Origin of the sequence: Sphingobacterium sp. BIGb0116, from assembly GCF_024808035.1 — a bacterium.
Lineage (GTDB): Bacteria > Bacteroidota > Bacteroidia > Sphingobacteriales > Sphingobacteriaceae > Sphingobacterium > Sphingobacterium paramultivorum.
In genome coordinates, this window is sequence record NZ_JANUDT010000001.1 from 423,031 (window position 1) to 437,301 (window position 14,271).

Here is a 14,271-nt window from a genome sequence, read left to right on the forward strand (position 1 = left end):
AAATTAAACGGTTATTTCCTTAATTAATATATCTCTAAATGCGTCAGCAGTCATAGTTCCTAATTCCACTGAGCCATGTTTACGTACAGAAACTGTGCCATTTTCCACCTCTTTTTCCCCTACAATCAACATATAAGGAAGCTTTTTCACTTCGGCGTCTCTGATTTTTCTGCCCACTTTCTCGTCACGTAAGTCTATCAGTCCGCGAATATCGGAATTATTTAGCGAATTCAAAACATTTTGCGCATATTCTTCGTATTTTTCTGACACTGGCAAGACGATAAATTGCTCAGGCGCAAGCCATAACGGGAATTGACCCGCACAATGTTCGATCAGTACAGCTACAAAACGCTCCAAAGATCCAAAAGGTGCGCGGTGAATCATTACTGGGCGATGTTTCATATTATCACTTCCAGTATATTCCAATTCAAAACGTTCAGGTAAATTATAATCCACCTGTATTGTACCCAATTGCCACTTCCGTCCTAAAGCATCCTTCACCATAAAGTCTAACTTAGGGCCATAGAAAGCTGCCTCGCCATATTCCACGACTGTCGGTAAGCCTTTCTCTTCAGCGGCCTCAATAATCGCCGACTCAGCCAAAGCCCAATTTTCGTCAGTACCAATATATTTTGTACGGTTTTCAGGATCACGTAATGATACCTGTGCTGTATAATCGTTAAAGCCTAACGCACCAAATACATAAAGAACCAAGTCTATTACCTTTTTGAATTCATCTTTAACCTGATCTGGACGACAAAACAAATGTGCATCATCTTGAGTAAACCCACGAACCCTTGTCAAACCGTGAAGCTCACCAGACTGTTCGTAACGATAAACAGTACCAAATTCGGAAAAACGAACTGGCAAATCCTTATACGAACGCGGTTTTACCTTATAAATTTCACAGTGGTGCGGACAATTCATTGGTTTTAACAAAAACTCTTCTCCTTCGATAGGAGTTTTTATTGGTTGAAATGAATCTGCTCCATATTTCTCATAGTGTCCAGAAGTCACATATAATTGCTTATGTCCGATATGCGGAGTAACAACAGGCTCATACCCTGAGTTTAACTGTGCTTTCTGTAAAAAGTCTATCAGCTTTTGACGTAATGCAGCTCCTTTAGGCAACCAAAGAGGCAAACCTGCACCAACCTTTTCAGAAAAAGCAAAAAGTTCCAACTCTTTCCCAAGTTTACGGTGATCGCGTTTTTTCGCCTCTTCTATAAATTTCAAATATTCTGTAAGCTCCGATGCCTTAGGGAACGTAACACCATAAATACGCGTTAACTGTTTACGAGACTCATCGCCTCTCCAGTAAGCACCGGCAACATTAGTCAATTTAATCGCTTTGATAAATCCAGTATTTGGAATATGAGGGCCACGACATAAATCTGTAAATTCCCCCTGTGTATAGAAAGTGATCTTTCCATCTTCCAAGTCCTTGATTAAATCAAGTTTATACTCATCGCCTTTCGCTGTGAAATAAGCCAACGCATCAGATTTCGAAACAGCTTTACGCTCAAATGTTTCTTTTCGTTTAGCCAGCTCCAGCATCTTGTCTTCGATCGCTTTAAAGTCATCAGACGAGAATTCACGATCGCCAAAATCCACATCATAGTAAAATCCTGTTTCAATCGCGGGACCAATACCAAACTTAATTCCGGGGTACAATGTTTCTAAAGCTTCCGCTAACAAGTGTGCCGAAGAATGCCAAAAAGTAGATTTACCTTTGGTATCATTCCAGGTCAATAACTTGACAGTAGCGTCATCTTCAATAGCACGGGCAGAATCCCACACTTCACCATTTACTTCGGCAGCAAGGACGTTTCTTGCAAGCCCCTCTGAGATTGATAACGCAATCTCTGCAGCAGTGATCCCTTGTTGATACTCTCTTACGGAACCATCCGGTAGTGTAATTTTAATCATTTACAACTATGATCTTTAAATTGTTAAAAAATAGAAAACATAAAACAACATGTACAATTATGTTATTACACTTATGTTTTCAATAAATAAATTGTGACACAAATTTAGTAAAAATTCTGATAAAATAACAGGTTTTTTGCGCTATTCAACGCATTCTATCGTCACAATTTAACAAAGTTGTTTTCAGCTTTTATAATTTATGACGACAAAAATAGAAAGCCGAACCTACACCCCTCTTGTCCATAGTTTAAATGCGCTAAATTCATCAGCTTTACACACTTTACATCCTCATCATTGCTGTTTAAAGCGAATTAATAATCTGATCTTATTGATCAATAGCTCCTCTCTATTGCCCCATGTACATCCCAACAATTAATGAAAATCAGCTTATATATTAACAGGGTAATTACAGGGGGTTAACAGGGGTATAACAGGGGGTTAACAGGGGTAAATCCCTATTATACCCTTGTTAACCCCCTGTAAAAAGAGTATTGTTTCGCTGTTAATAGCAAACATCGTATAAACCTGGCACCATAGTAGCGGTAAACAATGTGCTTTGCTTAAACATCAACCTAAAAACAATGGGATAAAACAGATTATTACCAGCAACTATATATAAAAAAAATGACAGGACAGCTACTTAAAAGCCACAGGACAAATTGAGCATCTCATTAATATTTGCTACCTTTGCAGACTGAAATTTTAACTATGTCAAATCAAGTACCTGAAGACGGAACACTATTGCCCTTAATGGAAGAATTTTACACTATTCAGGGAGAAGGCTACCACACCGGGACTGCTGCTTATTTCATACGATTGGGTGGTTGCGATGTGGGCTGCCACTGGTGCGATGTAAAGGAAAGTTGGGATGCATCTATCCACCCCCTTACAACCGCAGATTCGATTATCGAAAATGCAAAGAAATATCCGGCAAAAACAGTTGTCATTACGGGTGGCGAACCACTTATTTATAATTTGGATTACCTAACAAAAGGACTTCATGAGGCGGGCATTAAAACGTTTATTGAAACCTCAGGTGCATATCCTTTGAGTGGCGAATGGGACTGGATTTGTTTATCTCCAAAAAAATTCAAAGCTCCACGCAAAGATGTGTTAGAAGCTGCTGGTGAACTTAAAGTTATCGTTTTCAATAAAAGCGATTTCGCATGGGGAGAAGAATACGCACAACTTGTAGGACAAAACTGTAGATTATACCTTCAACCTGAATGGTCGAAATCTAAAGAGATGACACCTTCTATTATTGACTACGTAAAAGAAAACCCTAAATGGGATATTTCACTACAAACACATAAGTTCTTGAACATTCCTTAATCATGCAAATGCACGATTAAATAGACACAAAAAAGGCCTTCGATAGTATCGAAGGCCTTTTTTATAAACAATAAATCTATATTAATGCATGTAATTTAAATCACTTCACATAGGTTTTTAAAAAAGCTTCCAGGTCTAACGTTTTCGTCTCTTCACCTTCCTTCTCCCGGACCAGAACATTTCCAGCATTATCAGCATCTAAAAATAATAAGTTCGCCTTTAATAAAATCTTCCCATTTTCATCCAACAATCCAACTTTTCCATTTTCAGAGAACATCAAATAATTGTCTAAAAATTTACTGATATTTTCCTTTTTGTCAAGCAGAACTTTCCCTTCCTGTGTAACCAATCCAAAATTACCATCCTTCTGAAAAATAGCCAGTTTTTGATTTGCTGGTGTAAGCCAGTCAAACCCTTCCTTATTTACCTTTCCCCCCTTCTTATCCAACAACCAGAAATAATTATCTTTATCTGAAACAATAGCAGTCTGCTCATTAAAATACGCTAAAGAGAAAAGAGAACAAGGCAATACATCTTCTCCCGCCATGTTTTTTATACCATAATATTCGTCATTGGTATCTTTATCCTTGACCATGGTCCATTTAAGTGATTTATCCAATGGGAAAGTATCTTCAAACAAACTCACATCTTCCCCTTCACTCGTATTCCCTCCCCCAGAGATATCAATCACCTTTGCATTTTTAGGAAGTGCAAAATCTGCCACAGACGATACATTGATCACTTTTGTTGTTTCAAAACCAAGGTCATTGTTTTCACCCAAAGACAATTTGAGTACACCTCCAGGCAAATCATTGATAAATGAAAATGCCGTCAGATAATAAGTGGGCACTGCTTCCGAATACCATACCGTTGCTACCGCGGAATCCGCATGGTTTTTTATAAATAACTTTGCTTTCTTACAGGTAATTCCCGCGATCGATTCGATCTCGCCCATATCTTGCAGCTGCACATAAGGTCCTTCCGACTCCCCTAACTTCGTACTGACAATCTTATAGGATGGACTGTATGCTTCGGCAGTAACAATATCATCGCCGATCGAATACGAATATGTTTTTGCTAATTTTCGATTTAAAATAGCATGTGCTTTTTGATTCACTACAGTAGAAGAATAATCGGCATCAGCCAAAATCTCCACATTCCGATAAGTCATTTTTCCTTTCAAAAATGGCTCATAAAACTCTTTTGCAAATTCCGGAACTTCATTTTCAAATTTTTCAGGGGAAACTTCACCTTTAAACACCAACTCCATCTGCCATTGCTTATCTTGTGCATAGGTTGTCGAAATTGATAATCCAAATAATAGTGCAACGTTGAGTAAATTATTCATAAGAATGATAAATATGTAGCTAAATAACAAAAGACAGACCAAAAAGCCTATCTTTTACGCTATTTTTTTATTTATTTACTTTTTTCACTTCATATTTCCATAAAAAGCAAAAAAAAGACCACTAAGCAAAATAAACTATAATTTAATCATCCGCCTAGTTTTCACCGCTTCGTCACATGCCAAAGCAATTCGTAGACTATTAACAGCATCTTCCATCGAATCAGAAAGGTCCAAATTATCTACAATCGCCTGCTGAAAGAATAACTGCTCCCGGTTACATAATTCCTGATGATCGGGCTCATCAGATAAGTTGACCCACTCATCAACCTTCGTAAATTCATTTGCCGAATCTAAATCGGCGTAATGTACGCGAAGGCTTTCTGTTTGTGTATGGGATGCTACCGAATCCGATTTACCTTCATCGCTTGCTTTATTTGCGACAATGGAAACTGCACCTTTAGGTCCAAAAACATCCTTTACAAAAAAAGCGTTCTGACTAACCATTGGTCCCCATCCAGCTTCATACCATCCTACGGACCCATCTTCAAAATGCAGCTGCAATTGTCCGTAGTTGTAGTTCCAAGCAGGAATCTCATCGGTTAACCGCGCTCCGATTGCAGATACATACAATGGTTTCGCACCCACCATTTGACACATGACATCAATATAATGAACTCCACAGTCAACAATGGGACTTAAACTAGCCATTAGATTTTTATGCACATCCCACATATACCCATGGCTCTGTTGATTCAGATTCATACGCATAACAAGTGGCTTTCCCATCGTTTTAGCTATTTCAATAAATTTGACCCATGAGGGATGATACCTCAAAATATATCCAACAACCAATTTTTTATCATATTTCACTGCTGCATCGACGACCTCCTGCGCGGAAATCACATCTTCAGCTAAAGGCTTTTCAATAAAAACATGAGCACCAGCCTGAAAGGCTTTTATAGCATACGCTTTGTGTGTATCCGGATAGGTCGCTATACAAACGGCATCCGGTTTCGTTTCCTGAAGTGCATCCTCATAAGATTCAAACAATTTATAGTTGCCTCCCAATTGTTCATTCAGTTTACTTTTGCTTTCCCCACGAGCTACTAGACCCACAATTTGAAAGCCATCTAAATCGTGATATGCCTTCGCATGAGATGCGCCCATATTTCCACATCCAACAACCAATATTTTAATAACCTGTTGCATCATTTTTTCTATTTCTATATTATTTCTTTAATCCATCTAAAGCAAAGGCAGCTCCTGTTCCCAATACAGCACCTGCTAACACATCGGAGGGAAAATGTACGCCCAGATACATTCTTGAATACCCCACACTACTCGCCCATAAAAGCGATGGCGCGACGACGTACCACTTTGAGTAAGCCCGAGACAAAGCAGAAGCAGTAGCAAAAGCAGATGACGTATGACCAGACGGAAAGGAATACCCACCGGCCGTACGAACCGATATGAAATTAGGATATTTTTTAAATGGCCTGCTTCGCTTAAAAATATGTTTTAACCCAACATTCACGAGCGCTGTTACAGCCGTACTACTAGCAACATACAAGGCATTCTGACGCATTGCCTTATCATCGTTGACCGCACCTGCAACCAGTAAACCAACCGGAACGGCTATCTGAACATAGTTATTGATATCAGAAAGCACTTTAAATGTTTGTGTTTGTGGCGCTGTCCGAGTCTCGGCTATGGACTCCAATATACGGATATCTAACGTAGACGCTGGCTTTTCCTGTCCAAGAACAGGACCATATAGACAGTTAATCCAACAAATAAAAATAAAAGCTAATCTTTTCATCAAACAAATAATCTATCTAATTTACAATCTCTTTGAAACATGTACCACTAAACACATTCCTCCTATTTATTAAACAACAACTTATACTTCCTACTACTGTAACTCTTATTCGCGGCTAATTTAGTATGTCACCCCCAATTCCTAAAAATAAGAAAATTTATGTGAGTTGTCAGCCTATAAAAAGCGTTTCGATTGGACAAGATTTCACAACTTGCTATTGGCGTGATTCAAACAGCTTACTATAGGATAGGAAATCAGCATTACCTTTTGTCTAAATTATGGTATATTCCCCCAATCAACAGTATTGTTTTCACATTTTTTTCAAGAAAATTGAATTCATTTCAACAACAAGTCCATTAGGATAAGAATTTTAAAATGATAGTCTTGCATTTCCCATTAATTTACTATACATTTGCTTGCAGTTATTAATACAAACATGGTTTATACTTACGTACATCATTTTCATTTGCATCATCGCCATTGTGGCGATATGTTAATTTAATGTGTTCTTACGTAGAATACCTTCCCTCTTGTTTGATTTCTTATTATTAATAATTTACTGCTAACATTTATAAAGCGTTGAAAAATCTTAAAATTGCTATCCAAAAATCGGGTAGGTTAAACGAAAAATCTGTTCAATTACTGAAAAATTGTGGTTTAGACTTCGAGAACTACAAAAGCTCTTTAATCACAACTGTTGGGAATTTCCCACTGGAAATATTATTTCTGAGAGACGATGATATTCCGGGATATGTGGAACAAGGCATAGCCGACCTGGGCATCGTCGGTGAAAACATCATCGATGAGACCGAATCCAAAGTAGAATACATCAAACGGCTTGGTTTTGGAAAATGTACATTGAAACTGGCTATTCCCAAAGATAGCACCATCCAAGACATTAAAGACCTTAACGGCAAAGCAATCGCAACCTCTTATCCAAATATCCTAAAGAATTTTCTAGACGAGTATAAGATTAATGCAGACATCCGTTTGATATCCGGCTCAGTTGAGATTTCACCTGGCTTGGGTCTTAGTGATGCGATCTGCGATATCGTATCTACCGGTGGAACATTAAAAAGCAACGGTTTGAAACCTTTTGCTGATGTCAAAAATTCAGAAGCCATATTGGTGGGAAGAAAGGAATTAGAAGGCAATGAAGTGTTGGCTGAGTTAGTACAGCGTATCGAATCTGTTCTTTTAGCAAAAGAAACTAAATATGTGGTATTGAATGTCGAAAAGAAAAATTTGCCAGCCATCACTTCTTTATTGCACGGTGTTAAGAGCCCTACGGTTGTTCCACTGGCAGAAGAAGGTTGGGTAGCCGTACACACCGTTATCACTGAAGATGACTTTTGGGATAAGATCAATAAGTTAAAAGCTGAAGGTGCCCAAGGTATCGTTGTGATGCCCATTGAAAAAATCATTCTTTAAACTTGATGCACTTATACAACCATGTTAAAAAAATATGATTACAAAACGTTAGGAAAAACCGAAATCCAGCAACTGGTTGCTAGGAATACGGATCCAAACAATGCAATACAAGAGGTTGTCCAGGAAATTATTCAACAAGTACGCCAACAAGGTGATATCGTATTACGCGAATATGCGGCCAAATTTGATAAAGTTGAACTTGACAGATTATATTTAGACGAGGAAGATATCGACGCACTGGCATCTACCATTGACCGCGATCAACAAAGAGCTTTGGAAATCGCATTTCAAAATATACATAAATTCCATAGTACACAATTAAAAAGGGAGCGCACTGTTGAAACAATGCCCGGCGTAAAATGCTGGCGCGAGGTTCGCCCTATTGAAAAAGTTGGCCTTTATATCCCAGGGGGATCAGCAGTGTTACCTAGCACACTTTTAATGCTTGGTATTCCTGCAAGAATAGCTGGATGTAAAGAGATTGTCGTTTGTTCTCCTCCACAATCCAATGGAAAAATCAATGGCTTTGTTGCTTTTTGTTTGAAATTACTTAAGATAAACAGAATATACCTCGTTGGAGGCGCTCAAGCTGTTGCTGCTATGGGGTTTGGAACAGAGACTATACCAAAAGTCGACAAGATCTTTGGCCCAGGAAATCAGTTTGTTACAAAAGCAAAATCCATCATACAGGGCCTTGCAAATGTTAGCATTGACATGCCTGCGGGACCATCCGAAGTACTGGTCATCGCTGACGAGTCGGCCAATGCAGCTTTTGTAGCCGCAGATCTTTTGGCACAAGCCGAACACGGAGCCGATAGTCAAGCTGTCCTGGTTGCAACTTCCACCGCTATAGTTGATGCCGTCAACACAGCATTGGTAGCCCAATTAGCGGTTTTGCCTCGCAAGGAACTTGCTGCAAAAGCAATTGAAAATTCCTATGCAATAACTGTCGAGAATCTTCAGGAGGCCATACAGTTCTCAAATGACTATGCGCCAGAACACCTTATTTTGGAGACGGACCAATGGGAGTCCCTAACACGTTATATCAGTAACGCTGGTTCGGTTTTCTTAGGGCACTTAACCCCTGAAAGCGCAGGAGATTATGCCTCAGGTACAAATCACACGCTTCCTACATCAGGATATGCACGCTCCTACTCCGGCGTATCGGTAGATTCTTTTGTGAAAAAAGTTACTTTTCAACATATAAGCGAAACTGGACTTCAACAAATCGGGTCGGTAGTTGAAATACTCGCTGAACTCGAAGGCCTGCAAGCGCATAAAAATGCGATTTCTATTCGGAAAAAATGATAAAACAGAAGCTCTTGATATCACAAAAAAGGCTTTACGATGTAAAGCCTTTTTTGTGATACTGATCTTTCGAATATTCATGACTAATATTGACTGCATTACCTTCCGAAGGTGTCATAATTATCTGTTGCATATTTTTCAAATCTAGTCAGCAAAGCAATATTATCTTTTTCCAATGGACTTAAGTCTGCAGTCACATCTTTTGAAATAGGCACATACCAATCTACAGGCTCAAAAAACTGACGAATGCTAGGTTTGGTAAACGCATAGCCATGTCGGGCAAAAATCGTATTCCGAATAATCTCCAGATCTAATTTCTTGAGGTTTTTAAGGTCTTTCTCCGTCAACTTTTGTTTAGATGCATTTACAGTAAAGACCGCAGGGGATGCCGATCGATAGTATTGAATAATGTAAGTATAAGTTGAATCTCCATCCACATCAGTTTCCTCCTTTCTTTTTTCGTTAATCCAGTCGACCAAAGTTCCGTCTTCTCCATCCTGATTTTTTAGCATCAGATTTGGATTATAGGCGAACTGCTTTTTCAACAATTTAAAGCTTCGCTTTTTAATCTTTACTCCTTGGTCATATGCGGTCCAATTGCCGATTAACGTATCGTGATTAAGCTTAATTTCAAATCGTCCGTCAGACTTTTTGTCGCCGGGCTCATCCAATAATAACCGGATATCGGCACCATTTTCCTCCAATTTCCCCACAAAAGAACGCAGATTTCCTTTGACAACATTCTGTCCGAAGATATTACCCCTATCCGTAATTTTTTTTATGGTCAAATTTATCTTCGGAGAATAATCTGTCGTGGGCAGCCCTTCTCCTTCTTCAAGAGTACTTTCATCCACAACAAATTCGCCCACCCAGTTGCCATAAAGTTCCTGATGCGCTTCAGCTTCGGCCACAACAGTATCTTTTGTTTCGGTGGCTTCATTCTTTTTGCTTTTCCCGTCCTTACAACCAAGGATTACTCCAAGCATTAACATTAAACAAAGGTTCTTCCTCATAATTTATGATTTTTTTGATAAATAATAAATTCTGCCAACAACAAATTAGGGATCCATCCCAACCAGGCAATAATTTGATAGAGATCCATCGGATTGGGCTGAAACAGGTACACTAAAGCAAGCTTCCAAAAACGTAGGGTAAGCGCTGAACAGGTTAAGGCAAAACTACGGATCATAAAATCGCGGTGTTTATCAAATTTTCGCTGACTCGCCAAACGAACTGCCCGCCAGGTGAAATAAAACCATCCAAGCCCCAATAATTCAAATGCAATAATAGAGGTTAATCCGCCATTTGCCGCGGATCCAATAAGCAACCCTGAAGGAGCGGCAAAAACCAAAATGGCGAATACATACAAATACCCGATACTTCGATGGACTCGCGGATATTTATTCAATAGATAAGTATTAAACTGCGTAAAGCCGGCAGGCAAAGCAAAGATAGCTGTGCAGACATGGACATAAAACACGTAGCGATACCACCAAAGTTCTTCAATTTCCGTTTGTTTAATCATCAGGAAATTAGCATCGAGTGAGAACCCACGGTAGCGAAATGTGATTTCTGCCATCAGCAGACAGCTATAGGCAAAAATTAAAAGCCAAAATCCATGTAATATCGAAAATTGAGCTTTTTTAAACATATCGCTTTCTATTTACTCCTGATCGCTTCTACCGGATCCAATCGAGAAGCCATTAGAGCCGGAACAATACCTGATATGAGACCAATAAACGTCGAAAGCGAAACTGTAAGCATAACCATTTTCAAACTTACGACAATAGCAACGCCAGTCGCAGCTTGCACTAGAAACGCCAAAAAATAGACAACAACGAGGCCTATCCCTCCCCCCAACAAACATAGTACGATAGACTCGACTAAAAATTGTGAAAGAATAAAGAAATTTTTAGCTCCCAGCGCTTTCTGAATTCCGATAATATGCGTACGCTCTTTGACACTGACAAACATGATATTGGCAATACCGAAGCCACCGACTAAAATCGAAAAAATACCGATTGAAAAACCCGCAAGATTAATTATCCCAAAAAGCTGATCCAACGCACCGGTAATCATTGTTGTCTGATTAATGGAAAAGTTTTCCTCCCGTTGCGGCGATATACGACGAATCGAACGCATGAGTGTCTTCGCTTCGCTCTCCGCCTCACCAAGCTTATAGTTCGATTTAATAACCATCGCTATGCTCGGTGAGAAATTATCATAGTTGACCAAATTTCTCGCCAGCTCAAACGGAATAAAGGCGGTATCATCGGGGGAGGTGTTGATCAATACACCATTTCCTTCTTTCTTTAATACACCGATAACCTGAATTTTTCGGCCTAACATATTAATATATTTGCCAACAGGCTCCTCATTAGGAAAAAGCCCTTCCGCAATATTTGCTCCCAATACAGTTACAAGAGCTCCACCCCTCGACTCGCTTTCAGCAAAGTAACGACCATCCACAATATTCAAATTTTGAATGTACAGGTTCTCATAGGTCGCTGCATTGACCGATGAGCCTTGGGCCGAATTATTTTTATATTTTATAGTCGTATTACCAATATTGATCATATACGCCATATACTCGGCTGTCGTCATCCGACTTTTCAAATCCAGGTAATTATTGTATGTAGGTTCGGGTCTATTCAAGTATTTCCACCAAGGGAAATTTGGACCTCCATCCCAGGGCCATTTCTCAATATAAAGTGTTTTGCTACCGATCTTCTTTACTGATTCCTCTATATTATTCCGTAGGGTATCTACCGCAGAAAATACACCAATAATCGTAAAAATACCGATGGTCACACCCAACAGCGATAGTAAGGTGCGAGTACGATTGTCTTTTAATGCCGAAAAAGCAAACTGACAACTCTCCAATATCAATCTAAAAAATAGCATAATTGTATTCTAAAATACAATATAGTTTTGATTTAATGTCAAAATCGTTAAAAATATATACATAAATTAGAAATAAGCCCTTTCTATACCCGAAAAAGTTATAACTTTGTATGCTTTTTGCAACCTAGTATTTGGTGCACTGTAATGCACTGAAAGGCAGACATTAAAATATATATCATTAAAGATGAAGTTATCTCAATTTAAATTCAACTTACCAGAATCATTACTTGCTTCTGAACCTTCTGAAAATCGTGACGAATCACGCTTGATGGTCCTACATAGAGATACTGGTAAAATTGAACACAAAATTTTCAAAGATGTATTGGATTATTTCGATGACAAAGATGTCATGATCTTAAACAATACTAAAGTTTTTCCAGCCCGCCTTTACGGTAATAAAGAGAAAACTGGAGCTACGATTGAAGTTTTCTTGTTGCGTGAATTGAACAATGAACTTCGTCTTTGGGATGTGTTGGTAGATCCTGCGCGTAAAATCCGTGTAGGCAACAAATTATATTTCGGTGATGATGACTTATTGGTTGCCGAAGTAGTTGACAATACAACTTCTCGTGGCCGTACAATTAGATTTTTATTTGATGGTACCGATGAAGAGTTCCGCCGTAATATTGAAATCTTAGGTGAAACTCCGCTTCCTAAATATATCAAGCGTAAAGCTACACCGGAAGATAAATTCCGTTACCAAACGATCTACGCAAAAAATGAAGGTGCTGTTGCTGCTCCTACAGCTGGACTTCACTTCTCAAGAGAGTTAATGAAACGTCTGGAACTTAAAGGTGTTGATTTTGCAGAGGTTACTCTTCACGTTGGTCTTGGAACTTTCCGTACTGTTGAAGTCGAAGATTTAACCAAACATAAAATGGATTCGGAACAGTTCATCATCACTGATGAAGCTGCACGCGTTGTCAATAGAGCAATCGACAACAAACGTCGCGTATGTGCTGTCGGAACGACTTCTATGCGTGCAATAGAATCTTCTGTTTCTGCAGATCACCATTTAAAAGCGGCGTCTGACTGGACGAGTAAGTTCATCTATCCTCCTTACGATTTCAGTATCGCAAACTCGATGATTACAAACTTCCATACACCAGAATCCACACTTTTAGTGATGATTGCTGCGTTTGCAGGCTACGAAAATGTGATGAATGCCTATGAAGTTGCTGTAAAAGAAAAGTATAGGTTCTACAGCTATGGCGACGCTATGTTAATCGTTTAACGATGTGGCTTAAAAGATAAAATAAAAAAAACGTGGATAGCCTTAAACTATCCACGTTTTTTTAAATAATAACCTTTCAATAACAACATGAACTTTGTAATTATCGTTGCTGCCGGAACCGGAAATAGAATGAATAGCGATCTTCCAAAGCAGTTTCTTGACTTAAATGGACTGCCGATTGTTATGCATACAATTAATCGTTTTTGCCAATCAGAAACTATTTCGGAAGTTATTTTGGTCATCAGCGAACCAATGGAAAGTTTTTGGACCGAACTGTGTTTGAAGCATCAGTTTGATCGCCCTATACATATCGCTTTTGGCGGACAAACCCGCTTCGAAAGTGTAAGGAACGGAATAGATTACATTCAGCAAAATTTTGATATCGGTCCAAAAGACTATATTGCGGTACACGACGGAGCTCGACCTATCATCACCCAAGCTCTTATTAAAAAAGCCTTCCAGGGGGCGTATGATCATCAGGCAATTGTCTTAGCACAAAAGAGCATTGAATCTGTTCGGATGGGAGACACCACATCCAACTCCGCTGTTGATAGAAATTATACCTGGTTAGTACAAACTCCACAGGTTTTTCATGGAGAATTGCTTCTAAAGTCCTATCAGCAAGCCGAAGATCCCTTTTTTACAGATGATGCGTCGGTGGTAGAGAAAATGGGCAAGCGTATCACTATCATTGAAGGTGACTCCAGAAATATAAAAATCACCTATCCTCAAGACTTACAAATTGCCCAGTTCTACCTGAATTTGACTTAATGGATTAAGCATTGCCACGAATAACGCGCAATAAAACCACAATAATAGCAATGACCAAAAGGATGTGGATAATGTTATTGCCAGCCGCATAACCTCCAAAAAAACTTATCGCCCAAATGATAACTAAGATAACGGCGATGATATACAGTAAATTTCCCATTTCTTTATAATTTAATACCTAAATCTATTTTTTAT

The 14,271-nt window shown here is 38.9% G+C and carries 13 protein-coding genes; 5 read left to right on the top strand and 8 right to left on the bottom strand.

Features of this window, described 5'->3' with window-relative positions; all coding sequences use genetic code 11:
- Nucleotides 1-3: 3 nt before the first annotated feature.
- Complete coding sequence (gene thrS, locus M2419_RS01985) at nt 4-1,929, bottom strand: threonine--tRNA ligase (protein WP_182331244.1); 1,926 nt, start codon at nt 1,927-1,929, stop codon at nt 4-6.
- A 708-nt stretch (nt 1,930-2,637) separates the two neighbouring features.
- On the opposite strand from thrS, the gene M2419_RS01990 reads away from it, so the two are divergent.
- Entirely contained in the window at nt 2,638-3,261 is a 624-nt protein-coding gene (locus M2419_RS01990; RefSeq protein WP_075993340.1) for a 7-carboxy-7-deazaguanine synthase QueE, read from the top strand.
- Nucleotides 3,262-3,361: 100 nt separating this feature from the next.
- On the opposite strand, the gene M2419_RS01995 is transcribed toward M2419_RS01990, so the two are convergent.
- From M2419_RS01995 to M2419_RS02005, 3 genes are all read right to left on the bottom strand, one after another.
- Nucleotides 3,362-4,609 carry a hypothetical protein gene (locus M2419_RS01995; RefSeq protein ID WP_182331242.1) on the bottom strand — a complete coding sequence of 416 codons (1,248 nt, stop codon included), beginning with the start codon at nt 4,607-4,609 and terminating at the stop codon, nt 3,362-3,364.
- Nucleotides 4,610-4,744: 135 nt separating this feature from the next.
- On the bottom strand, nt 4,745-5,821 hold the full coding sequence (locus M2419_RS02000; protein ID WP_227550343.1) for a Gfo/Idh/MocA family protein: 1,077 nt from the start codon (nt 5,819-5,821) through the stop codon (nt 4,745-4,747).
- A 16-nt stretch (nt 5,822-5,837) separates the two neighbouring features.
- Complete coding sequence (locus M2419_RS02005) at nt 5,838-6,428, bottom strand: phosphatase PAP2 family protein (protein WP_075993343.1); 591 nt, start codon at nt 6,426-6,428, stop codon at nt 5,838-5,840.
- 579 nt (nt 6,429-7,007) lie between these two features.
- Here M2419_RS02005 and hisG point away from each other — a divergent pair.
- Nucleotides 7,008-7,859: an ATP phosphoribosyltransferase gene (gene hisG, locus M2419_RS02010; RefSeq protein WP_182331241.1), complete on the top strand. Its 852-nt coding sequence runs from the start codon at nt 7,008-7,010 to the stop codon at nt 7,857-7,859.
- A gap of 21 nt (nt 7,860-7,880) precedes the next feature.
- A complete protein-coding gene (gene hisD / locus M2419_RS02015; protein ID WP_153848278.1) occupies nt 7,881-9,167 on the top strand; it encodes a histidinol dehydrogenase in 1,287 nt (428 codons plus the stop codon).
- Nucleotides 9,168-9,265: 98 nt separating this feature from the next.
- Here the strand turns inward: hisD and M2419_RS02020 are convergent, their stop codons facing one another.
- The 3 genes from M2419_RS02020 to M2419_RS02030 form a co-directional block, all read right to left on the bottom strand.
- Nucleotides 9,266-10,180, bottom strand: coding sequence for a YARHG domain-containing protein (locus M2419_RS02020; RefSeq protein ID WP_153848277.1), 915 nt, complete (start codon nt 10,178-10,180; stop codon nt 9,266-9,268).
- Nucleotides 10,177-10,746, bottom strand: coding sequence for a DUF2306 domain-containing protein (locus M2419_RS02025; protein WP_227550342.1), 570 nt, complete (start codon nt 10,744-10,746; stop codon nt 10,177-10,179). The genes M2419_RS02020 and M2419_RS02025 overlap by 4 nt, the downstream gene beginning before the upstream one ends.
- Before the next feature lie 80 nt (nt 10,747-10,826).
- Nucleotides 10,827-12,071, bottom strand: a complete 1,245-nt coding sequence (locus M2419_RS02030) for an ABC transporter permease (protein ID WP_182331239.1) — start codon at nt 12,069-12,071, stop codon at nt 10,827-10,829.
- 184 nt (nt 12,072-12,255) lie between these two features.
- Here M2419_RS02030 and queA point away from each other — a divergent pair, with 184 nt between their 5' ends.
- The gene (gene queA, locus M2419_RS02035) at nt 12,256-13,305 is read left to right on the top strand and encodes a tRNA preQ1(34) S-adenosylmethionine ribosyltransferase-isomerase QueA (RefSeq protein WP_075993349.1); all 1,050 of its coding nucleotides are present in this window, start codon (nt 12,256-12,258) and stop codon (nt 13,303-13,305) included.
- Between the two features lie 87 nt (nt 13,306-13,392).
- Entirely contained in the window at nt 13,393-14,076 is a 684-nt protein-coding gene (locus tag M2419_RS02040) for a 2-C-methyl-D-erythritol 4-phosphate cytidylyltransferase (RefSeq protein ID WP_153848274.1), read from the top strand.
- A gap of 4 nt (nt 14,077-14,080) precedes the next feature.
- Here the strand turns inward: M2419_RS02040 and M2419_RS02045 are convergent, their stop codons facing one another.
- Nucleotides 14,081-14,236, bottom strand: coding sequence for a lmo0937 family membrane protein (locus tag M2419_RS02045; RefSeq protein WP_104382583.1), 156 nt, complete (start codon nt 14,234-14,236; stop codon nt 14,081-14,083).
- Between the last annotated feature and the right edge of the window lie 35 nt (nt 14,237-14,271).